This window comes from Flavobacterium sp. 90, assembly GCF_004339525.1.
Taxonomy (GTDB): domain Bacteria; phylum Bacteroidota; class Bacteroidia; order Flavobacteriales; family Flavobacteriaceae; genus Flavobacterium.
Genome location: NZ_SMGE01000001.1, coordinates 32,075 through 57,085, shown reverse-complemented (window position 1 = coordinate 57,085; position 25,011 = coordinate 32,075). Strand labels below are relative to the sequence as shown.

Here is a 25,011-nt window from a genome sequence, read left to right as displayed (position 1 = left end):
TCTTAAAAGGATAAAATTTGCTTGATGTTGATTAAAGGTTTTTCAAATACGTTTTTCTTCGGCAATGAACTTTTGGATCAAAGTTTTTCCATAATAAATGAATCGCTGTATTTTCGGCTAATTCCGGAGTTCTGATGCAATTTTGGATTCCTTTTTCAGAGAAAGTTTTAAAATATTCATCAAAGATAATTGCTGTAACACCTTTGTTTTGGTAATCGGGATGAACTCCGATAAGGTAAAAAACAACATCTTTACTCTTTTTACGAGCTTTCAATAAATGGATAAATCCAAATGGGAATAGTTTTCCTTTTGCTTTTTGTAAAGCTTCAGAAAAACTTGGCATTACAATACTAAAAGCAACCAAATTGTCCTCTTTATCAACTACAAATTTGATATATTCCGGATTGATAAAACTTATGTATTTCTTTTTAAAATACTCTTTCTGGATATCTGAAATAGCTACAAACGAAGCTAAATTGGCATAAGATTCATTAAACAAATCAAACATTTTGTCAACATGTGGCATAATGTCTTTTGTTTTGGTAAAAGTCAGAGCGCGCAAACCGTATCTTTTCTTTATTAATTCTTGCGCTTTCAGGAAAAACTCAGGTTTAACATTAGAGAAGGGAAAAATACTTTCGAGATATTCTTTTTCTGGCTGAAAACCTAATTGCTCAAAATGAGTTACATAATATGGGTTATTATACCACGTAATCATCGTCCCCATTTGGTCGTAACCTTCCGTAAGAACTCCAACTTTATCCAGATTTGAGAATCCCATTGGGCCTTCAACATGTTCAAGATTGTGTTGTTTTCCTAATTCATAAACTTTTTCCAATAAAGCTTTTGTAACTTCAATATCGTCAATAACATCAAACCAGCCAAAACGAACTTTTCTTTTATGCTGGTTGTTAACTTCAGACCAATTTATGATAGCTGTAATTCTACCAACAATTTCATTGTTTTTGTACGCCAGATAAAAATAAGCTTCGGCGCTATCAAAAGCAGGGTTTTTTGTTTTGTCAAATGATTCTAATTCATCTGCAATTATAGGCGGAACCCAATATGGATTGTCTTTATATAATGAAAAAGGAAATTTTATATACTCGGTTATTTCTTTTTTAGACTTGGCTTCTTTTATTGTAATCATTCAAATGGTATTATAATGTGTTCTTTTGGAGAATATTAATTTCTTATTCGTATTTAGACTTACGTTTTCTTTCTTTTTCCTGATAATCGATTTCTTTCTGTTCTAATTCGTTATCCTTGTTTTTCTTAGCTTTTTCGTTGCTTTTATATTCTATTTCTTTCTCTTTGTAACGACCGTCATAACGCCATGAAACACCAACTCCTCCGTATAATATAGAAGGTGTATTTTTGAAATTGGTACTTATAGAAGCATCAACCTGAAGATTTGGATTAATTAAATAAGCTGCTCCACCACGAAGAATAGCATCACTGTAGAAATCACTTTTGTAACCTTGATTTTCGATAAAACCAGACCATCTGTCGTTAAATCCGTGTGTTAAAGTCAATACGTAACCATAACTAGGATAATCTGTTCCAATGTAATCAGCGATAATATTGGTTACAAAAACCCATTTTCCGCCTCCAAAAAGATTTTGAGTAATCAATGCAACTTTTGGAGAAATTGCAGATTGAGGAGAGAAATAATAAGGATTATCAGCGCCAACAAAATTTGCCCCTGCAAATATTGAAACCGCCGGAATTAATGAATGCCAGTCAAAACTGCGATTAGCCTTGTAACTGTATATGTTATCGGTTCTTTTGTAATTTTTATAAGGATCATAAATCAAATATTTAGCTCCTAAAACAGTTTGTCTGAAATTGTTCTTTTTATAAGTGGTATAAGGAGTATCAAAGTTTTCCATTTGATACTGAAGATCAAGAATAAATTCCAGTTTTTCAAGAAATGCGCCATAACGCAACGTTAAATCAGTACCAAAACCATTCGAGTCATAGCTTAGTAAATCATGTTTTTCTTTAATTCCGTAAATACCTAATTCTGCTTGAAATACGGTTTTTCCAACTGCGTATGCAGACATTGTTTCGCCTGGACGATTGGAGTTGATGATATCAGTATATTGTGCGAAAAAAACTTGCGGTACAAAAAAAAGAGCTGTAATAAATAAGTTTTTAGTTTTTAACATAGATGTATTTTTTGATTAAAAAGTAATAACGCATTTCAAATGTACTATATTTTATTATTTATTTAAGATTGATATTTTAATTTTAAACGATTGATTTATTAATTTTGGAAAAAATTATACGATTATGCAAGAAGCATCTTTTACAGGTTTAATAAAAGCCATATGTTATATGGTGGCATTTTATTATATTTTTAAGTTTTTGGCTAGAATATTTTTACCGGTATTGGTAAAGAAAGCCGTGGAAAAAGCAGGAGAGAATTTTCAGAGACAACAACAATATAGTCAGGATAATACATGGCAAAAAACGCGTACAAACAATGATGAGATAATCATTGATACTGCCAATGCAAAGAATCCTCGCGAAACCAAAAAGGTTGGCGATTATGTTGATTACGAAGAAATAGATTAAGTTTGTGTCCTAAAAGTTGTAGGATTCATCATTTAACCAAACCAGCCTAAATTGAAAATAGTAAATAAGTTCTATCCGCATGCCCTTGTTATATTAGGGTTTATTCTCGTTTCTTTAATTTATTTTTATCCTGTTTTACAAGGAAAACAAATTTTCCAATCGGATATTGCTCAATATACCGGAATGGCAAAAGAGCAAAATGACTTTAGAGCAGCAGAACATTCTGAACCCTATTGGACAAATTCAGCATTTGGCGGGATGCCAACTTATCAATTAGGAGCAAATTATCCTAATGATTTAGTGGGACAAGTAGACGATATTTTACGTTTTTTACCTCGTCCGGCAGATTATTTGTTTTTATACTTTTTAGGTTTTTATGGTTTATTATTAGTCTTAAAAACAGATCCTTTAAAAGCATTTATTGGAGCAATTGCCTTTGGTTTTTCTACCTATTTAATCATTATACTTGGTGTTGGTCATAATGCAAAAGCGCATGCAATTGCTTATATGCCATTGGTTATTGCCGGATTTATAATGGTTTTCCAGAAAAAATATATTTGGGGAGGTTTGCTCACAATGTTTGCGGTTGCACTTGAAGTGAATGCAAATCACTTTCAAATGACTTATTATTTATTGATTTTCTTATTGATACTTTCAGGATATTTTGCTTTTCAATTTATCAAAGAAAAAGAATATAAGCCACTCTTAATTGCAATAGGAACTTTGGCTGTAGCCGGAATTTTTGCGATTGGTGCAAATGCTACCAATTTAATGGCGACAAGCGAATACGCTAAATTTAGTACTCGTAGTAACAGCGAATTGACTTTCAATCCTGATGGAACAAAAAAGACAAACGAAAACGCTTTAAGCAGAGAATATATTACAGAATACAGTTATGGAATTGCAGAAAGTTTCAACTTGATTGTACCAAGACTTTTTGGAGGTTCAAATCATGAAAATGTTGGAACTGATAGCCGAATGTATTCTTTTATGATCGAACAAGGAGTTCCGTCAGAGCAAGCTCAGGATTTTGTATCAGGAATGCCAACATATTGGGGAGATCAGCCTATTGTTGCTGCTCCGGCTTATATTGGAGTTGTAGTTTTCTTTTTGGGAGTTTTAGCATTATTCATTGATGATCGAAAAATAAAATATGTATTTCTTTCCGGAGCATTAGTTTCTTTAGTGCTTTCATGGGGAAAAAATTTCGGATTACTAACAGACTTCTTTATTGATTACGTTCCAATGTATGATAAGTTTAGAGCAGTATCATCGATTCAGGTTATTCTTGAATTGTGCTTTCCTGTCTTGGCTATTATGGGATTACAGTCCTTTTTTAAAGCTAAAGAAGAACCTAAAAAACAACAGAAAGCATTAGTACAAACGGGTGTTTTTGGATTAGGTGTTATTTTGATTTTAGTAATTGCTAAAAGTGCGTTTCATTTTACAGGAAGCAGCGATAGTTATTTCATGCAAACCTACGGACCAGCTTTTGTTGATGCTTTAAAAGAAGACAGAATGAGTTTGTATTCAGCAGATTTATTACGTTCAGGCTTTTTTATTGTATTAACTTTTGGAATCTTATGGTTGTTTATAAAAAATAAACTGGCTCAAAATACTACGTTAATAATCGTTGGTCTTTTAATGATTTTCGATTTGTTTTTTGTGGATAAAAAATATGTTTCGGCTAAAGATTTTGTGAGTCCTGCAGAAATTGCAGCTCCATTTCAGGAAACACCTTCTGATGCTCAAATTTTAAAAGATACTTCACATTACAGAGTTTTTGAAGTAAACGGAAACCTTTCTAGTGCACGCGCTTCTTATTTCCATCATTCGATAGGAGGATATCATGCTGCAAAACCTAGAAGAATGCAGCAGTTATTTGATTATCAAATTGCAAAAAACAATATTGAAGTGCTGAATATGCTGAATGTAAAATACATTATTCAGACTGATAAAGAAGGTAAAGAATTTCCTGTTGTAAATCCTGATGCAAACGGAAACGCTTGGTTTGTAAGTACCGTAAAATTGGTGAATAAACCAGACGATGTTATGAAAGCTTTAGATCATATTGATACTAAAACTGTAGCTGTTTTTAACGTTCGTGAGCATGAAGGTAAATTTAGAAATGCCCGAATGAAAAAACAATGGGATACAACGGGAACAATTAAAGTTGTAGAATATAAACCAAACTATATTAAATACCAATCTGATAACGGAAAAGACGGTTTAGCAGTATTCTCTGAAATGTATTATAAAAACGGATGGAATGCTTACATTGATGGTCAGTTAACAGATCATTTCCCGGTTGATTATGTATTAAGAGCAATGGAAGTTCCTGGAGGAAAACATACAATAGAGTTTAAATTTGAGCCACAGGTTGTAAAAACTGGAGGAACAATTACTTTAGTAAGTTGCATTGGAATGCTATTACTTTTGATTGGTGGAGTTTATTTCGAAAGAAAGAATAGAAAAGTCACAAGTAATCAGTAATTGATTTCCAGTCTCAGCTAAATTATGCTTCTGAAAATTCTAAAAATAGTTCTTTTTGTCTTTTTAGACATTGCAGTATTTATTTTTTGCGGAGTTTTTATGATGGGTTATGATGACTTCTATGATGAAAGTCAGGGAGAATATTTTAGCTTTTCAAGTATGAAAATAGAGTATAAAATTGTTTGGGGATTTTACAATTTTTGGATGATTTTAAATGGGTTACTTTTGTTGTATGTCTTATTTATAATTTTTAGGAAAATAAAAGTCTCATATGGACATCGATAAGACAATGGAATTGAGTTTAGATAACATCGAACAAGCGAGAATAGCCGAGATAAAGTCACTTTCTTATCTTGAAAGATTAGAAAGATTAATGATAATTATAGAAGTGTCTTATACATTGAAGATGGTTAATAGGATTCGATTTAAAAAACAATCAAAGTTTTTAAATAACTTCTAAATTTGCACTTTATAAAACAATAAACTCAAAGATTTCTTGGAACAAAAAAAACTCTTAATCATTACCTATTATTTTCCACCAGCTGGAGGACCAGGCGTACAACGTTGGTTAAAATTCGTAAAATATCTGCCTGAATTTGGTGTTCAGCCTATTGTTTATGTTCCGGAGAATCCAACTTATCCAATAATCGATGAAGGTTTGGTGAGTGAAATATCAGATAAAGTAATTGTTCTGAAAAATAAAATTTGGGAACCTTATCAATTGGCTTCTATTTTTTCGAAAAATAAAACCAAGAAAATTAGTTCCGGAATTTTTCCACATAAAAAAAAGCAAACATTTTTAGATAAAACTTTTCTTTGGGTTCGAGGAAATCTTTTTATTCCCGATGCGCGCGTTTTTTGGGTAAAGCCTTCTGTTTCTTATCTTGAAAAATATATCAAAGAGAATAATATTGATACTATTGTAACTTCCGGGCCACCGCATAGTTTACATTTGATAGGATTAGAATTAAAAGAAAAACTAAACGTAAAATGGTTTGCTGATTTCCGCGATCCGTGGACAACAATTGGATATCATAAAGCATTGCGTTTATCATCTTACGCAGATAAAAAACACAAACAATTAGAACATCAAGTTCTTAATACTGCAGATACTATTATAGTAACGAGTAAAACTACAAAAGCCGAATTTCAAGCCATTACAAACAAGCCAATTTCGGTTATTACAAATGGTTATGATATCGAAAATGTTGAAAAACAAACTTTAGATACCAAATTTACTTTAGCACATATTGGATCATTTTTATCAGATAGAAACCCAAGATTTTTATGGGAATGTCTGGTTGAATTGTTACAGGAAATTCCGGATTTTAAATCACATTTAGAAATTAAACTAATTGGAGCCGTAAGTCAGGAAGTTCTGGATGCTATAACAGAGTTTAATTTGAATGATTATTTGAATCTTCTCGGTTATGTTTCGCATCATGAAGCAATTGCGCATCAAAAAAAGTCACAGGTTTTACTTTTGATAGAGATAAATTCAGAAGATACCAAAAGTATTATTCCGGGTAAATTATTCGAATATATGGTCTCAAATCGCCCAATAATTGCAATTGGACCGCAAGGTTCAGATTTTGCCGATATTATAACAGAGACAAATACGGGAGTATTTTTTGATTATTCTGAGAAAGCGAAATTAAAAAGTGTAATTTTGGACTTTTATAATCAGTTTTTGGAAGGGAAATTACAATCATATGGCGTTGGATTACAACAATATTCAAGAAAAAATCTTACGAGGCAATTAGCACAACTGATTAATTAAAAAAAAGCAATAATAATTTTAAGAACTTATAGAGAGCAGAAAATCAGAAATCTAAACTCTACAATCTAAACTCTGCAATCAAAACATGGGTATTGTTTTAAATCAGTCTTTCAAAAATACAATCATAACTTATATAGGCTTTGCAATAGGCGCGATTAATACGCTTTATCTATATCCAATTTATTTGGGAGCTACTTATTATGCTCTGACAAATTATATTACTTCGGCTGCTAACGTAATTATGCCTTTGTTCGCAATCGGGATGCAAAATACATTAGTCAAGTTTTATTCACAGTATAAAACCGAAGATGAAAGAGAACAGTTTCTGTCTTTTACGGCATTATTTCCAATATTAATGTGTATTCCGTTGGGTATTATTGGAATCTTTTTCTTTGATGATATTACGGCATTTGTAGCAAAGAAAAACCCTGTTGTAAAAGAGTTTATGCTTCTGATTCCGTTCATTGGGATTTGTATGGCATATTTCGAAATATTTTATGCTTGGGCGAGAGTTCACATGCATTCTGTTTTTGGAAATTTCATTAAAGAAGTTGGACTGAGATTGTTTTCGACTTTTGCATTGGTAGGTTTATATTTTAATTGGATGACACTAATTCAGTTTGTTTATGTAACGGCAGCAATTTATTTCGTAGCCTTTATAGTAACAATGTTCTACGCTTTCTATATTAAGAAACCTAAATTTCAAATTAATATTCCCAAGAACGTAAGAGACGTAATGGAATATACATTCTTCATTATTTTGTCAGGAAGTGTTGCTAATTTACTTTTGGATGGAGATAAACTGATGTTGAATCAGTACATGAAAATCGAGAATATTGCCTACTATTCAGTAGCGACTTATATTGCTTTGGTAATTTCAGTTCCAAGTCGTGCGATGCATCAAATTGTATATCCAATTACAGCTAAATTAATGCATGAAAATAAACACGACGAATTGAATTTATTGTACAAGAAAACTTCAATTAATCTTCAAATGGTTGGAGGTTTTGTGATGTTGTGCATTTTTGTGAATATTAATCAATTGTACGAATTAGTTCCAAAAGAGTATAGCGGAGGTATTACCGTTGTATTTATGATTGGATTATCAAAATATTTTGATTTGATTTTAGGAAACAATAATGCAATCATTTTTAATACTAAATATTATAGAATGGTATTGTACTTAGGATTGCTCTTAGTGTTTTTAACGATTGTCTTAAATATGATTTTTATTCCAATTGCAGGGATTTTAGGATCAGCGTTCGCTACCTTATTATCTGTTACTTTGTATAGTTTGGCAAAGCTGCTTTTTGTTGTAAAGAAATTGGATTTGTATCCGTTTACAAAACAAACGATATATTCAATGTTGCTTACGTTTGCTTTGTTTCTACTGTTTTATTTCTGGGAATTTCCTTTTTACCAATTAATAAGTATTGCTTTAAAGTCTGTTCTGGTTACTATTTTATATGTATATCTGAATTATAAGTTTAATATTTCTTCAGATATTAATAAAGTGATTGATGGTATTTTGAAAAAGATAGGAATTAAAAATTAACACGATTTTATTGAGAAATCCACAAGGAATTTAAATTCTAAGCTATTTTGTTTTTATATTTGTTAGAAAGGATAACCAATTTATTTCTAAGAGAATATGAAAAAGAAATTACTTTGTTTTTTAGGGTTCTTCGTTGTATTGTTTTCTTCACTGAGTTTTGCTCAAGCCGATAGTTTAAAAAACTCAAAAACAGTTATTGTTGATTTAAAACCAAAAGGATATCCTGTAAGTCCTTTTAAAGACACGCTTTTTTATGTCTACAACAAAGTAGGTTCTTTTTCTGCCGAAAGCAGAGCAAATGCAATCACAGAGAAAATCAGAAAACTTTATGAAGATTCTTTTTTCGAAAAAGATTCTATTACTGTAGCTCCTTCGGATATCTCGCAGGATATCATCTATAAAAATGATTTTGTGATCATGTCCATTTTGGATAATGATGCAAAAGCCGAAAATCAAACAGCAGCTTATATCGCCAAAAGAAATCTCAATTTGATAAAGAGAGCGATTATTTATCAAAATGAAAATTATTCAATGCTCCCAAAAAGGCTTGGATATACAGCATTGCTTATTCTTATTATTGGAATTGTTTTATATTTTGTAGGGAAGATTTTTAACCGAATAAAATTATACATCTTAAAAAACAGCGACAGGTATTTTAAAGGATTTAATTATAATAACATCAATATTCTTTCGCCACAAAAACAACAATCTCTATTGATGAAATTGTATAGTTTGATTAAAGGCATTACATTAGTTCTTATCGTTTATCTTTCGCTGCCTTTACTGTTTAGTATTTTCCCCGCAACAGAAGCTTATACGACAACTTTATTACGTTGGATACTGACGCCTGCAAAATCGGCTATTATGGGTTTTGTTGACTTTCTGCCAAACTTTGTAACTATCGTCGTTATTTTTTTCATTTTTAAATATGCAATTAAGGTAATCAAATTCTTTTTTGACGAAATCAAAAAGGAAAACATAAAAATTGACGGTTTTTATAGTGATTGGGCAATGCCAACATTCAATATTATCAGGTTTTTATTGTTGGCTTTTATGGTAGTGATTATTTTTCCTTACTTGCCCGGATCAGATTCACCTATTTTCAAAGGAGTTTCGGTATTTGTAGGTGTTTTATTTTCATTAGGTTCATCAAATGCTATTGCTAATATGGTTGCGGGATTAGTGATTACTTATATGCGTCCGTTTAAAATTGGCGATTTTATAAAAATTGGCGATGTAAGCGGAGAAGTGATCGAAAAAACAGCTTTGGTAACACGTATCAGAACTCCGAAATTTGAAGATATCACAATCCCAAATTCAACTGTTTTATCGAGTACTTCAACCAATTATTCTTCAAACACAAAGCAAGTTAACAATGGTTTGCTTATTCATACTACAGTTACAATTGGATACGATGTGCCTTGGGCAGCGATTCATAAAGCTCTAATAGATGCCGCTTTAAAAACAGATATGATTGAGCAAACGCCGCCACCATTTGTTTTGCAAACCGGTTTAGAGGATTTTTACGTTGCATATCAAATTAATGTTTACACGAAGCATCCTACAAAGCAACCTCTTATTTATTCGTCATTGCATCAAAACATTCAGGATTCATTTAATGCTGCGGGAATCGAAATTATGTCTCCGCATTATAATGCATTACGTGATGGAAATACAACAACAATTCCTGAGAATTATTTGAATAAAGATTATGAATCACCAACTTTTAATATCAAAAATAAAAGTTAACATATTGATAATTAGTTAATTTTTTTAACAATTTAACAGTACTTTACTTTGTAGTTTAATTTTTTAAAATTAAATTTATGTTTCAAAATTGAATATTGCTTTTTATGCAGTTGATTTTAACACGTTTTAAATCACAAAAAGTGAATATTGGAGTTTTTTTAGATTGATAATTTTACAGAAATTTGTAAAAGGAAAAACGGATAAAATCGATGTGGTAGAATTTGGATTAATTTTATGTAATTAATTATGAAGAACAATCAGCTCAGTCAGGAACAAAGCATACAAGTATTTTCTAATATGATATCAAACAAAGTTCATAATGGATTTACTCTTGAAGAAAGAAATGATGAATTTCTTTTTGCGGTTCTTTCAAAAGGTGGAAAAGTTGTCAATCACGGTCTAAACTTTACGATTTTTTGTTTAACCTTAGGATTATGGTCATTTGCATGGCTATATCTTACTTTTGAGGCGTCAAAACAAAAAAAGATATTAGTTGCTATTGATGAAGATGGTTTTCCATTTGAGGAAAAATGCTTAGTTGCCTAGTAGAATTATTAAATCAAAAATAGTAAAGCCCTAAATTCAAAACCTACAATTGAATTTAGGGCTTTATTATTATAGAGCTTTCCGTTTTGTTATCTGTATATTAGACGCACTGCTGTGCGTCTCTACGGTAAAAAAAAACAGATTCTACCGCAATGTATGTATGCTATTATGCATCTGGAGAGTAAAAACCTCAGAACCTTTTTTAAAAAAGTTTATCCTTTAAATAAACTCCTGTAACTGATTTCTTTTCTTTTGCAACTTCTTCCGGAGTTCCAACGGCTAATAAATGTCCTCCATTTTCTCCGCCTTCAGGGCCTAAATCAATAATCCAGTCGGCACATTTTATTAAGTCAAGATTGTGCTCAATTACAATTATCGAATGTCCTTTATCTATTAAAGCGTCAAATGAAGCTAATAATTTTTTGATATCATGAAAATGTAAACCCGTTGTAGGTTCGTCAAAAACAAATAAAGCTTTGTCTTTTGTTGCGCCTTTTACCAAAAACGAAGCAAGTTTAATACGTTGTGCTTCACCACCGGAAAGCGTCGAAGAAGATTGTCCTAATTGTACATATCCCAAACCTACATCCTGAAGAGGCTGTAATTTTTGAGTAATTTTACTTTGTTTATTTTTTTCGAAAAAAGCAATTGCATCATCAATAGTCATCGTTAGAATGTCGTTGATGTTTTGATTGTCGAAAGTAATTTCCAGAACCTCTTTTTTGAATCGTTTTCCGCCGCAAGTTTCACAAGGCAAAGAAACGTCTGCCATAAAGACCATTTCGACGTTAATAGAACCTTCGCCTTTACAAGTTTCGCAACGTCCGCCGTCGACATTAAAAGAAAAATGTTTGGCCTGATAACCTCTTATTTTGGATAGTTTTTCTTTGGCATACAAATCACGAATATCATCATAAGCTTTAATATACGTTACAGGATTTGATCTTGAACTTCTACCAATTGGGTTTTGATCAACGTACTCAATATGTTTGATTTGTGAAAAAGAACCTTTTATTTCACTAAACTGACCTGCTTTTTCGGCTGCATTTTCCAGTTTTTTCTGCATTGCAGGAAATAAAATTTTCTTGATCAGCGTACTTTTTCCACTTCCTGAAACTCCTGTAATTACAGTTAAAACATCCAGCGGAAATGTAACGTTTATATTTTTTAAGTTGTTTTCTCTGGCGCCAACAATATCAATGTGATTTTTGAACTTTCTTCTTTTCTTTGGTACAGAAATTTCCAAATCACCATTTAGATATTTTGCCGTAAGCGAATCCGATTTTAATATTTCTTCATAAGTTCCCTGCGCTACTAAATGACCACCAAAAGTTCCGGCTTCAGGACCAATATCGATAATCATATCTGCAGCTTTCATGATATCTTCATCGTGCTCTACTACAATTACGGTGTTTCCTAAATCACGAAGCGAAAGCAAAACTTTTATCAAACGTTCAGAATCTTTTGGGTGTAAACCAATACTCGGTTCATCAAGAATATACATAGACCCCACCAAACTGCTTCCTAATGAAGTCGCAAGATTAATACGCTGCGATTCTCCTCCTGAAAGTGTTGCTGAGTTTCTATTTAAGGTAAGATAGTCCAAACCAACTTCTGTCAAAAATGACAAACGATTGTTGATTTCGACCATTAAACGTTTTGCAATTTGCTGTTCGTAAACATTCAAATCGATATTTGCGAAAAAAGTAACCAAATGTTTAATTGGTAAATCAACTAAATCAGAAACTGTTTTACCATTAATTTTCACATAAGATGCTTCTTCGCGTAAGCGTTTTCCGCGACAAGCGTGACATTTCGTTTTTCCGCGGTAACGTGATAACATTACACGGTTTTGAATCTTATAATTTTTTTCTTCCAGTTCTTTAAAGAATCCATTTAAACCCTGAAAGTATTGATTTCCTTTCCAGATTAAATCCTTTTGCTCATCTGAAAGTTCAAAATAAGGTTTGTGTATTGGGAAGTCAAACTTATAAGCGTGTTTAACCAATTCGTCTTTGTACCAACTCATACTATCGCCTCGCCAAGGATAAATAGCGCTTTCAAAAACGGATAAAGAGGTATTTGGAACCACCAAATCAGCATCAATACCAATAATATTTCCGTAACCTTCACAAACCGGACAAGCTCCGTAAGGATTATTGAAGCTGAATAAATGTACGTTTGGCTCTAAAAATGTAATTCCGTCAAGCTCAAAATTATTCGAATAAGTGAATCTTTTATCAGAGTTTACTTCCTGTAAATAACAGATTCCTTTTCCTTCAAAGAAAGCAGTTTGTACAGCATCTGCAAGACGATTATAGAATTCTTCTTCGTCTTTAACAACGATTCTGTCAATAATCAGTAAAATATCTTTATTGTCTAATTTGTGAAGTTCTGTTGGCGTAAATTCATCGAGACGCATTGTTTCGTTATCGACTAAAACACGGGCAAAACCTTGCTGTAAAAGTACTTTTAGTTTGTCTTCTAGTTGTCGCCCTTCTTCAAGATGAATAGGAGCAAGCAAAAGCCATTTACTGTCTAATTCCAGATTTTTTACATCAGAAACAACATCTGTAACGGTATTTTTTTTAACCTCCAAACCTGAAATCGGCGAATAAGTTCGTCCAATTCTGGCAAACAAAAGTTTTATATAATCATAGATTTCAGTAGAAGTTCCAACAGTCGAACGCGCATTTGTTGTATTTACCTTTTGCTCAATTGCAATTGCAGGCGCAATACCTTTTATATATTCCACTTTTGGTTTGTCTAAACGCCCCAAAAACTGACGCGCATATGAGGACAAACTTTCTACATAACGACGTTGTCCTTCGGCATATAAAGTGTCAAATGCTAAACTTGATTTTCCTGATCCTGAAAGTCCTGTAATTACAACAAGTTTGTTTCGGGGAATCACCACATCTACATTTTTTAAATTATGTACTTGTGCTCCTTTAATTATAATATTATGTTTTGGGTCGAGTGTCGAAAGATCGATTTGCATAAAAAAAGTCAATTTCTACAAAAGTAATCAATTTAGATTGGAGTTTTGTTAATCAGATTGTTCCAAATCTTAACTAATTTTCTTGCCGCAGATTATACGGATTAAAATGTTTTTTTTTGCCACGAATTTCACGAATTCTCGCTAATTCTTTTTTTGCCACAGATTAAAAGGATTAAAAAGATTTTTTTCATCGCGATTTGTGCGATAGTGAACAAGCGAAGCAATACACATATTTCCGCCAGTTTAATTTGTGTTAATTAGTGTAATTCGTGGCAAAAAAATATTTACAGAATTAATCATTTTAATCTGTGAATCCCGATAGCTATCGGGAGTGACAAAAAAACACTATTTTAGGACTGTTTTTACATTAAATTAATACAACAACCGATTTGAAAACTAAACTGTCTATACTGCTTTTTTTGATGAGTTTCTTTCTGTTTGCACAGGAGTTTCCGCCAATTGTCAAATATTCATCGTCTGTTTACGGAGCAGGAAATCAAAGTTGGATGATTTCTCAGGACGATCAGAACTATTTGTATTTTGCCAATAATGATGGACTTTTAGAATATAACGGAACAAACTGGCAATTGTATCCCGCGCCAAATGAAACGATTATTCGATCTGTAAAAGTGATCGGGAATAAGATATACACGGGTTGTTATATGAATTTTGGTTATTGGACCAGACAAGCTAATGGTAAACTAAAATACACTTCGCTTAGCGATACTATTAAAAGTAAAATATTAGATGACGAACAGTTTTGGAATATTTTAAAATATGATCAATGGATTTTATTTCAGTCCTTGAACCGAATCTATATATATGATACAAAAACCGGAACATTCAAGATTATTGCGCCAAAAAACGGTGTTGTAAAGTCGTTTGCTCCCAAAAACGCGATTTATTTCCAGACGATAAAAGAAGGACTTTTTGAAATCGAAAGCGGAAAAGCAAAGTTGGTTTCGGATAATCCTATTCTTAAAAAATTCACGATTGTCAATGTTTTTGCAATGGACGACGGTTTGTTGATTCAGACGCAATTGGATGGGATTTATAAATTGAATGGAAATACTCTGACGCGTTTTTCTACAGATGTTGATGCCGAATTAAAATCGAGTTTTGTATACAGCAGTCAACATCTTCAGGACGGAAGTTTTGCCTTGGGAACGGTTTCTAACGGAATTTTTATTTTATCGGATACAGGGAAACTTAAGTATCATATTTCGCAAAGCAAAGGTTTGAGCAATAATACGGCTTTGTCACTTTTTGAAGATAAAGATCAGAATTTATGGGCTGGGCTTGATAATGGAATTAATTGCATCAATATTCAGTCGCCTGTGCATAGTTTTACGGACGATACGGGAGTTTTGGGAACGGTTTATGCATCGGCAACTTTTAATGGTTTGCTGTATGTGGGAACAAATCAGGGCTTGTTTTGCAAGAATATGCAAAGCAATTCAGAGTTTAAATTTATCAACGGCACAAAAGGTCAGGTTTGGTCGCTTTTTGTGTATGATAATACGCTTTTTTGCGGTCATGATTCCGGTACTTTTATAATTACCAATGATTCTGCAAGAAGTATATTTTCGGGATCTGGAACCTGGAAATTTGAGCCTGTTCCTAATTCTAAAAATCAACTGTTTCAGGGAAATTATTATGGGATTTCGGTTTTGGAAAAGGTAAACAATCAATGGATTTTTAGAAATAAAGTTCAGGGTTTTGATTATTCTTCGAGATATTTTGAAGTCTCAAACAATCTTGATGTTTATGTAAGTCACGAATACAAAGGGATTTTCAGACTTAAATTGGACAAAACACTTTCAAAAACGCATGGATTTTATACTTATAAATCTCCTAAAAAAGGAAAAAATGCGAGTTTGACCAAATTCAATAATCAGATTTATTATGCTTACAAAGGCGGAATTTTCAAACTAAATCCTTCGACAAAACTATTCGAAAAAGACAATTTGCTGAGTTCTATTTTTGAGAAAGACGAATATACTTCGGGTAAATTAATTGTCGATAATTCGAATAAAATCTGGTTGTTTTCTAAAAATTACATTCATTATTTCTCGGCAAGCAAACTTAGTAATCAGTTAAAACAGAATGTAATTCCAATTCCGTCTTCGTTGACCAATTCGATGTTGGGTTTTGAGAATATTACGCAAATTTCAAAATCAACCTATTTAATAGGTACGACAGATGGATATTATACGTTGAATATCGATGATTTGAGTTTTAAGAACTATACGGTTTTTATAACGGATATTTCGATCAATAAACAAAACGAAACTTTACAAAATGTTGGAATTAAAGATGAAGGAAACTTTCGCTCGAGCGAAAATAATATCACTTTGAATTATACGGTTCCGGAATACAACAAATATATCAATTCAGAATATCAATATTTATTAGAAGGTTTCCAGAACGAATGGAGCGAATGGAGTACAAAAGCAACAGTTAATTTTAAGAATCTTTCGCCTGGAAAATACACGTTTAAAGTAAGGGCAAAATATGCGAATACGATTTTAGAAAATACGGCGACTTATACATTCGTGGTTTTAAAACCTTGGTATTTGACCAATTTTGCGTGGTTTATTTATTTTCTGCTGATGCTTGTTCTTGCTTATTTTGTGAATAAAGCATATCGAAATTATTATCGAAAACAAGAAGAGAAATTAATTGAAGAGAATAATCTTTTGCTGGAAATAAAAGAATTAGAAAACGAACAGCAATTAATGAAACTCAGAAACGAGCAATTGTCGCAGGATGTAGATAATAAAAATCGAGAATTGGCGGTTTCGACCATGAGTTTAAATAGTAAAAATGAATTGCTGGCTTTTATAAAAGACGATTTAAAGAAAACAAACCAAAATGACAGTAATAATATCAAATCAGTTATTAGTACGATAAATAAAAATATAACGGAAGATGATTCCTGGAATGTCTTTAAAGAAGCGTTTGATAATGCCGATAAAGATTTTCTAAAAAGAATCAAACAACAGCATCCGTTATTAACGCCAAATGATCTGCGTTTGTGTGCGTATTTGCGATTAAATCTTTCTTCAAAAGAAATTGCTCCATTATTTAATATTTCGGTTCGAAGTGTTGAAATTAAAAGATATCGTTTGCGTAAAAAAATGGATTTACAGCATGAAGTTGGTTTAGTTGAGTATATTTTGGCTGTATAGGAAGGAAAAAATCGGCGATAAAAAACTATACATTACCACAACATTTGATATTTGCCGTGTTTTTGTTAAGGGAATGTTAAGGAAATTTCAATTCTGAAATTATATGTAAATAGGTGTATTTTTTGTGATATATGGAATTTTAATAGATTTTTTTTGTTGTGTATGTTTTTTGTTGAGGTTAATTTTAACGTATTCTTAAGAGGATACGATAATTTTATCTTTCAATAAAAACTAACTAATTATGAAATCTAAATTATTACTAACCGTACTATTACTGTTTTCATCGTATGCGTTCTCGCAGTCTTTTGATGTAAGCGGAACGGTACTAGATGGCACAGGTTTATCATTGCCTGGCGTGAATGTAAAAGTTAAAACTTCGTCACAAAGTACAACCACAGACTTTGACGGATCTTTTAAATTATTAGGAGTTCCAAAAGGAACGACAATTGTTTTCAGTTATATAGGTTTTCGAACACAAGAAGTTGTGGTTACGGCACCAAAGATTACTGTAAAGTTGAGCGATGATACCAGATCACTTGATGAAGTTGTCGTGATTGGATACGGATCTCAAAAGAAAAGAGAAGTAACAGGAGCTGTTTCTGTAATTGACAGCAAAACGCTTGACATCTTAAAACCGATAAAGGTTGAACAAGCGTTGCAAGGAACTGTTTCCGGAGTAAATGTTACCACACAATCTGGTGCACCGGGAGCAAAATTAGACATTAGAATTCGTGGTATTGCAACTAATGGTGAAAACGGACCACAGGCAATCATTGATGGTTATGTTGGAGATTTGAGTTTGCTTAATCCAAATGATATTGAAACTATTACAGTTTTAAAAGATGCTCAAGCTGCTATTTACGGAACAATCGCAGCAAACGGAATCATCTTGATTACCACTAAAATGGGTAAAAAGAATTCTAAAACTAAAGTTTCTTTTAATAGTTATACCGGATTTCAGGAAGCATCTAGAAAATTACCAATGTTAAATGCTACTGAATATGCTTTATTATTGAATGAAAGTTATGCAAATGGCGGAAAAGCGCTTCCTTATCCAAATGCAAGTGGTTTAGGAAGTGGAACCGATTGGCAAAAACAAGTTCTGGGAAAAAGTGTTCCTTTATTAAATAGTGATATAACAATCTCTGGAGGTTCTGATAAAATCACCTATTCTATTAGTGGTTCTCACCTGGATCAGGAAGGAATTGTAGGTTCAGATAAATCAGGATTTTTAAGAAACACGGCAAGATTAGCTTTAGGAGCTGATTTGAGCGATAAATTCAAAGTAAAAACAAACGTAATCTATACGTATTTTGATAGAAAAACCATTAACGAAAACGGATTAGGATCTGTATTGTTTAATGCGTTAAACGTTCCTGCAACTTTAACTCCTTATGCGGCAAACGGCGATTTTACTTTAGTGCCAAACACAACTGGTTTAGGTAACGAAATTATAAATCCGTTGGCTCAAATTGCAAATACTTACAATGATTACAATTATAAAAAACTGAACGGAAATTTTGGTTTGGATTATAAGATTTTCAAAGGATTTACGCTTTCTAGTTCTATAGGATTTAATACTTCAAATAGTGAAGGAAAATCATTTGGAAAGAAAATAAGTTATGGCGGAAAAGTTTTTGATGTACAAAGAAGTTCTGTAACTCAAACTGCGACAAACGATAATGATTACTCGTTTGACCTTTATGCAACGTATGTTACAAAAATAGGGGAGAACCATAATATCACGGCAACATTAGGAAATACCATTTTTAAACAATGGGGAAATTCAGCTTCAGGAACCGGTTTTGATGTTCCTAATAATTCATGGGATTATGCAGATTTATCTTTGACAAAAGGAGTTCCAACGGCTTTGAATACCGGAGGTTATGTTTATGATCAAAGAAGACTTTCTTACTTTGGAAGAGCACAATACGATTATAAAGGAAAATATCTATTGTCTGCAATGATTAGACGTGACGCATCAACAAAATTTGGTCCGGATAATAAAGTGGCATATTTTCCATCATTTACCGGAGGTTGGGTAATTTCTGACGAAGGTTTCTTTGGAGAATCAAAAACATTTAATTTCTTAAAATTAAGAGCCAGTTATGGTACATTAGGAAACGATCAAATCCCGAATAATGGTTTCTTAAGCCTTTTAAACGGAGAAGCTACTTATGTGTTTGATGGCAATTTAGTAAGCGGAGTTGCAACAGGACAAATTCCTAATCCAAAGTTGAAATGGGAACAAGCAAAGAAGTTTGATGTTGGTTTAGACCTTAGAGTATTAAACGATAAAGTTTCTATCGTAGCAGATTATTTTATTGATACCAGAAAAGATTTATTGATACCGGATATTCCAGTTTCGGGAATTACAGGAGTTGGTGCTCCGGGCGCAAGTGCTCCAACTTTGAATGCTGGTACAGTTAGAAATTCAGGAGTTGAGTTTGCAATAGATTACAAAGAGAAATTTGGGGATAATTTTAGCTTGAGCGTCGGTTATAATGTAACTTTTATCAAGAACGAAGTATTAGAAGTAAACAACGGAACCGGAATTATCGAGCTTGGTAGTTTTGGAGTTGGACAGCCAGCAGCATCTCGCATGCAAGCCGGACAACCAATTGGATATTTCTACGGTTATAAAACCGACGGAATTTTTCAAAATCAGGCAGAAGTTGATGCACATCCATCGCAATTGGCTTTAGGAGCAAATGCTTCACCGGGAGATATTCGTTTTGTCGATGTAAATGGCGATGGTGTAATTGATACTAAGGATAAAACCAATATTGGAGATCCAATTCCAGATGCTACAATGGGTTTCAATATTCAGATGAGTTATAAAAGCCTTGATTTTGCACTTTACAGCTTTGCTTCAATAGGCAATGATATGGTTCGTAACTACGAGCGTGTACTTTCTGATGCTAATAGATTAGATTATGTTTTAGACAGATGGACAGGTCCGGGAACAAGTAATTCTGTACCAAGAGTAACGACGGGAGCAACTGCAAACAATGTACTTTCTGATTATTTTGTTGAAGACGCTTCGTATTTCAGAATTCAAAACATACAATTAGGATATACACTTGATCCTAAAGTAACTCAAAAAGCAGGAATTACTAAACTAAGACTTTATACAGGAGTAAATAATCTATACACTTTTACAAAATATAAAGGTTTTGATCCAGGCGCTTCATTTGGACCAACAAACAAAGATGGAGTTTCTCAATCACCAATTGGTGCCGGAATTGATTACGGGTTTTACCCAGTTCCAAGAACCTATTTATTGGGTTTAAACATTAATTTTTAATTTCAATAAAAATGAAAAAGTATTTAATTACATCCATTATAACACTTACACTTTTCTCGACAATAAGTATTTCTTGTTCGGATGAATTTGTAAGTCCAAAGCCTAAATATTCTATTGATTCTGAAAATTATTTCAATTCAAAAGAAGATTATAACGACGCTTTAGTTGCCGCTTACGATTTGCTGCAATCTACTTATGCAAATGCTTTATTAGGAGAAATTGCTTCTGATAATACTTTGGCAGGAGGAGAAAGTCCAACAGACGTAATTGGCTGGCAGCAAGTAGACGATATGATTCATACACCGGTAAACAGCAATTTAAGAGATATCTGGAATTGGATGTTTGCAGGAGTTCAAAGAGCTAATTATATTCTTGAATTTAAAGATAAAACCGATTTTGAGGGAAAAACCCAGCTACTTGCAGAAACACGTTTTCTAAGAGCATATTACCAGTTTGAGTTAGTTAAATGGTTTGGCGGAATCCCGATGAAAGGAGATGCGAGATTTAAAGTTGGAGATGAAAAAACAGTACCACGCTCATCAGTTGCAGAAGTGTATGCTTCTATAGAAGCTGATTTGATTTTTGCTACCGCTAATTTATCTTCAATTGCATCTCAAAAAGGACGTGTAACAAAAGGTGCAGCAGAAGCATTATTAGGAAAAGCTTATTTATATCAAAATAAATATGCACAAGCCGCAGCTTCTCTTAATAACGTAATCACTTCTGGAAAATACAGTTTGGTTACAGATTATGATTCAATGTTTGAAATGGCTGGAGAAAACGGACCGGAATCTGTTTTTGAAGTACAATATACAGATGTTGAAGGAGCAGGTTTTACTTGTTTGCAATGTAGTGAAGGAAACGTAGCGGTTGGTTTTAGCGGAGTAAGAAATTATTCAGGACCACTTTTTTCTTCAGGATTTAGTTTTAATGTTCCTACTGCAGAAGCTGCAAATTCTTTTGAAGCAGGTGATAAACGTAAAAATGTTGCCATACTTGATATTGAAGCTTGGGCAGCAGCAAATAAAAGTTATGATAATGGAAAAGGAGTTACGTTTGGAAAAGGAAACGAAGACACCGGTTATTTCAACAGAAAATATTTGCCAAGAAAAAGAAGCGATAATGCTCAGGGAGATTTGAATTTAACGAACCCAAATAATTACAGAGCAATTCGTTATGCAGATGTTTTATTAATGGCTGCAGAAGCTTATAACCGTGGCGGAATTGACGATGCAAAAGCAAGAACTTATTTAAACGAGGTTAGAAGACGTGCTTTTGGAGATAACAATCATGATATATCAGTTTCTGGAGCAGCACTTACAGATTTTATCTGGGCAGAGAGAAGATCGGAACTTTTTGGAGAAGGACAGCGTTTCTTTGATTTAGTAAGAACTGGAAAAGCAGTTGGAAAAATACCAGGTTTTACAGCAAATAAAAACGAGTTATTTCCGCTGCCAATTGAAGAAATTCAATTCGCAAGTGGAAATTGGAAGCAAAACCCTGGATATTAAAAAAACATTATTATGAAAAAATTACATTTTATTATAAGTCTTTTCGTTTTGACAATACTTCTGGGTTGTTCAAATGACGATAATAGCAATATTGATATAGATGGCGTAAGCGCGCCGAAAAACATATCTGCTTTGACCACCGTAACGCAGGATAATAGTGGTAAAGTTACTTTCTTGCCTAAAGGAGAAGGCGTTACGCAATACAAAATAAATTATGGAGACGGAACTCCTGAATCGGATTATTTTGGGTCTGGCGGAACCGTAACACATACATATCCGGAAGGAGTTTACCATGCAAAAATTAAAGCAATGGGAATCAACGGAAAAGTAACTGAAGTAGATCAGGAAGTAACCGTTTCGTTTTTGGCTCCAACGAATCTAAAAGTAACGTTGGCGCATGTAATCGGAGATAATTTATCAGCTTCAGTTACAGCAAAAGCAGATCTTGAAACATTCTTTAAGGTATATTTTGGAGAAACTGCAGACGAAGTTCCTGTAGAATTCATGGAAGGTCAAACTATTAAACATACGTATGCAAATGTAGGTGTGTATAATGTCAAAGTAATAGCGTTGAGCGGAGGTGTAGCAACTACAACTTACGAAGAATCAATTACGATTTCTAATCCTATTTTATTACCGGTTGATTTTGAGTCTGCAACGCTTAATTATGCCTTTAATAATTTTGGTGGAGCAACTACAACTGTGGCTAATAATCCAAGTGTAAACGAAGATAATCCAAGCGCAAAAGTAGCTAAACTAAATAAAAGTGCGGGTTCTGAAGTTTGGGCGGGTTCATTTTTGGAATTAGGAACACCAATTGATTTTTCTACATTGAAAAAAATCAAAATTAAAGCGTGGTCTCCAAAAGCAGGAATCGTGGTTAAAATGAAATTAGAAAACTTAGCCGATTCTAATATTAATACAGAAGTTGATGTAACTAATACAATCGCTAACGGTTGGGAAGAATTGACTTTTGATTTCTCAGCAGTAGATAATACTAAGAATTATCAAAGAGTGGTATTGTTTTTTGATTTTGGAAATAATGGAACCGGAGTGGATTATTATTTTGATGATATTGAATTGACTGCAGGCGTAGAAACGGTAAAATTGCCATTGACTTTTGAGTCTTCTGTGTTGACTTATACATTTAACAATTTTGGAGGAGCAAATTCAGTAGTAGCCAATAATCCGGATAAAACAGGAATCAATACTTCTACAAAAGTAGGAGCTTTGACAAAAGGAAGCGGTTCTGAAGTTTGGGCTGGATCTTTCATCGAATTAGCAAGTCCGCTTAATTTTTCTACTTTCAAAAAGATCAAAATGAAAGTATGGTCGCCACAAGCTGGAATTGTCGTTAAAATGAAGTTTGAAAACATGTCAGACAGTACAATCAATAAAGAAATAGACGCAACCACAACTGTTGCAAATGGATGGGAAGAGCTCACTTTTGATTTCACCGGAGCTACAACAGCCAATCAATTTCAGCGATTAGTAGTGTTCTTTGACTTTGGAGTTAACGGCACGGGGAAAACCTATTATTTTGATGACATTAAACAATCCAATTAAAAAAACGTAATCATGAGTAAAAAGATAATTATAAATATAATAGCATTACTGTCAATATTCTTGACAGTAAGTTGCCAGAAAGATGATTATGCATTTGGCGATTTGTCAGCACCATCGAATCTTAAAGTAACAGCTCAAATTATTGGAAAAGCTGCCGATGCTCCGGACGGAGACGGTTCAGGAATGGTAAAATTGGTAGCAACGGCAGATAATGCTGTATCGTACAAATATGTATTTAGCGACGGAACCTCACAAAATTCTCCAAGCGGAGTATTTACTAAGCGTTTTACCAAAACAGGTGTAAACACTTATACAGTAACAATAATCGCAAACGGAAAAGGAGGAGTTGCGTCAAATACTACGGTAGAAGTTACTGTGCTAAGTAATTTTAGCGACGACGAAGCTGTTCACTTCCTGACCAACGGAAGTTCTCAAAAATGGTATTGGTCAGCTTCAGAACCTGGACATTTAGGAGTAGGACAAAATGATGGAGATGCTGCTAAAAACTTTTATCCAAACTATTATTCTGCAACACCTTTTGAAAAAGCAGGATCACCAACAAGTAGTTGTTTATACGAAAACGTATTGACGTTCTCACTTGTCGATGGACAATTGAAATTTGAATTAAACAACGGAGGAGCAACATTCTTTAATGCATCATTCAAAAGTGTAGCAGGCGGAAGCGGATCTGGAGATGCTTGTTTAACTTATGATGCTACGGGAGTTAAAACAGTTTCATTAAGTCCTTCAGAATCTGTTGTAACCAAAAATCCAGATCATGCAACACAAACCAGAGGTACAATGCTAAACTTCTCTGACGGAGGATTTATGGGGTATTATATTGGTCAAAGTTCTTATGAGATATTATCTATTACAGCAAACAGAATGGTTGTTAGAGCTATTATGGGCGGAGATCCTTCATTGGCATGGTATCATACTTTTACAACAACGCCGCCAAATCAAACTCCTGATCCTGATTTTACAAATCTGGTTTTTTCTGATGAATTCAATGTTGATGGAGCTCCGGACGCAACAAAATGGGTTTATGATTTAGGAAAAGGAACTAACGGTTGGGGAAATAATGAAAAACAGAATTATACCAACTCGGCTACGAATGTAATCGTTCAGGGCGGAAACCTTAAAATCACGGCTAAAAAAGAAGCTTCAGGCGGAGCAGATTATTCTTCGGCGCGATTAAAAACAGATGGTAAATTCTCCTTCACTTATGGAAAACTGGAGATAAAAGCTAAACTTCCAATAGGAGCAGGAACATGGCCAGCATTATGGATGTTAGGACAAAATTATGCAACCAAACCTTGGCCAGCCTGTGGCGAAATAGATATGATGGAACATGTAGGAAACAATCAAAATGTTATTTTGAGCACACTTCATTATCCCGGACATTCAGGTGGACAAGGAAATACAGGCTCTAAAACAATACCAAATGTTTCAACAGAGTTTCATGTTTATAAAACAATCTGGACAGCATCATCAGTCAAAACTTTTGTAGATGACACAATGATTCATTCAGTTCCTAATGACGGTTCTCTTCCGTTTAATAGTGACTTCTTCTTAATTTTGAATGTCGCAATGGGAGGTAATCTGGGCGGTAATATTGATGCTGCTTTTACACAATCTTCGATGGAGGTTGATTATGTACGAGTATATCAATAGAATACAATTAATTAGTAAGAATGAAGTAAGAAGGTCAGTTTAAGGCTGGCCTTCTTAA

14 protein-coding genes are annotated in these 25,011 nt (G+C 33.3%); 11 read left to right on the top strand and 3 right to left on the bottom strand.

The window, feature by feature from the left end; translation table 11 throughout:
* Positions 1 to 31: 31 nt before the first annotated feature.
* Both C8C83_RS00235 and C8C83_RS00230 read right to left on the bottom strand, forming a co-directional pair.
* The gene (locus C8C83_RS00235; RefSeq protein ID WP_121325902.1) at positions 32 to 1,150 is read right to left on the bottom strand and encodes a GNAT family N-acetyltransferase; all 1,119 of its coding nucleotides are present in this window, start codon (positions 1,148 to 1,150) and stop codon (positions 32 to 34) included.
* Between the two features lie 43 nt (positions 1,151 to 1,193).
* Positions 1,194 to 2,171 (bottom strand): transporter, encoded by a 978-nt coding sequence (locus tag C8C83_RS00230; RefSeq protein WP_132011613.1) that lies wholly within the window; start codon positions 2,169 to 2,171, stop codon positions 1,194 to 1,196.
* 124 nt (positions 2,172 to 2,295) lie between these two features.
* Here C8C83_RS00230 and C8C83_RS00225 point away from each other — a divergent pair, with 124 nt between their 5' ends.
* The 6 genes from C8C83_RS00225 to C8C83_RS00195 all read left to right on the top strand — a co-directional run bounded on the left by C8C83_RS00225 (position 2,296) and on the right by C8C83_RS00195 (position 10,703).
* Complete coding sequence (locus C8C83_RS00225; RefSeq protein WP_121325901.1) at positions 2,296 to 2,580, top strand: DUF4834 family protein; 285 nt, start codon at positions 2,296 to 2,298, stop codon at positions 2,578 to 2,580.
* A gap of 51 nt (positions 2,581 to 2,631) precedes the next feature.
* On the top strand, positions 2,632 to 5,073 hold the full coding sequence (locus C8C83_RS00220) for a YfhO family protein (protein WP_121325900.1): 2,442 nt from the start codon (positions 2,632 to 2,634) through the stop codon (positions 5,071 to 5,073).
* A 496-nt stretch (positions 5,074 to 5,569) separates the two neighbouring features.
* A complete protein-coding gene (locus C8C83_RS00210; protein ID WP_121325897.1) occupies positions 5,570 to 6,853 on the top strand; it encodes a glycosyltransferase family 4 protein in 1,284 nt (427 codons plus the stop codon).
* 85 nt (positions 6,854 to 6,938) lie between these two features.
* Positions 6,939 to 8,408: an oligosaccharide flippase family protein gene (locus tag C8C83_RS00205; protein ID WP_121325896.1), complete on the top strand. Its 1,470-nt coding sequence runs from the start codon at positions 6,939 to 6,941 to the stop codon at positions 8,406 to 8,408.
* Positions 8,409 to 8,504: 96 nt separating this feature from the next.
* Positions 8,505 to 10,157 carry a mechanosensitive ion channel domain-containing protein gene (locus tag C8C83_RS00200; RefSeq protein WP_121325895.1) on the top strand — a complete coding sequence of 551 codons (1,653 nt, stop codon included), beginning with the start codon at positions 8,505 to 8,507 and terminating at the stop codon, positions 10,155 to 10,157.
* 246 nt (positions 10,158 to 10,403) lie between these two features.
* Positions 10,404 to 10,703, top strand: coding sequence for a hypothetical protein (locus C8C83_RS00195; protein WP_121325894.1), 300 nt, complete (start codon positions 10,404 to 10,406; stop codon positions 10,701 to 10,703).
* 202 nt (positions 10,704 to 10,905) lie between these two features.
* Here C8C83_RS00195 and uvrA read toward each other — a convergent pair whose 3' ends face one another.
* Positions 10,906 to 13,704 carry an excinuclease ABC subunit UvrA gene (uvrA, locus tag C8C83_RS00190; protein WP_121325893.1) on the bottom strand — a complete coding sequence of 933 codons (2,799 nt, stop codon included), beginning with the start codon at positions 13,702 to 13,704 and terminating at the stop codon, positions 10,906 to 10,908.
* A gap of 389 nt (positions 13,705 to 14,093) precedes the next feature.
* On the opposite strand from uvrA, the gene C8C83_RS00185 reads away from it, so the two are divergent.
* From C8C83_RS00185 to C8C83_RS00165, 5 genes are all read left to right on the top strand, one after another.
* Positions 14,094 to 16,895 carry a triple tyrosine motif-containing protein gene (locus tag C8C83_RS00185; RefSeq protein WP_279388970.1) on the top strand — a complete coding sequence of 934 codons (2,802 nt, stop codon included), beginning with the start codon at positions 14,094 to 14,096 and terminating at the stop codon, positions 16,893 to 16,895.
* 241 nt (positions 16,896 to 17,136) lie between these two features.
* Positions 17,137 to 20,202: a TonB-dependent receptor gene (locus C8C83_RS00180; RefSeq protein ID WP_121325891.1), complete on the top strand. Its 3,066-nt coding sequence runs from the start codon at positions 17,137 to 17,139 to the stop codon at positions 20,200 to 20,202.
* A gap of 11 nt (positions 20,203 to 20,213) precedes the next feature.
* Positions 20,214 to 21,713 (top strand): RagB/SusD family nutrient uptake outer membrane protein, encoded by a 1,500-nt coding sequence (locus C8C83_RS00175; RefSeq protein ID WP_121325890.1) that lies wholly within the window; start codon positions 20,214 to 20,216, stop codon positions 21,711 to 21,713.
* A 12-nt stretch (positions 21,714 to 21,725) separates the two neighbouring features.
* On the top strand, positions 21,726 to 23,279 hold the full coding sequence (locus tag C8C83_RS00170; RefSeq protein WP_121325889.1) for a hypothetical protein: 1,554 nt from the start codon (positions 21,726 to 21,728) through the stop codon (positions 23,277 to 23,279).
* A gap of 12 nt (positions 23,280 to 23,291) precedes the next feature.
* The gene (locus C8C83_RS00165; protein ID WP_121325888.1) at positions 23,292 to 24,953 is read left to right on the top strand and encodes a family 16 glycosylhydrolase; all 1,662 of its coding nucleotides are present in this window, start codon (positions 23,292 to 23,294) and stop codon (positions 24,951 to 24,953) included.
* Positions 24,954 to 25,011 lie beyond the last annotated feature (58 nt).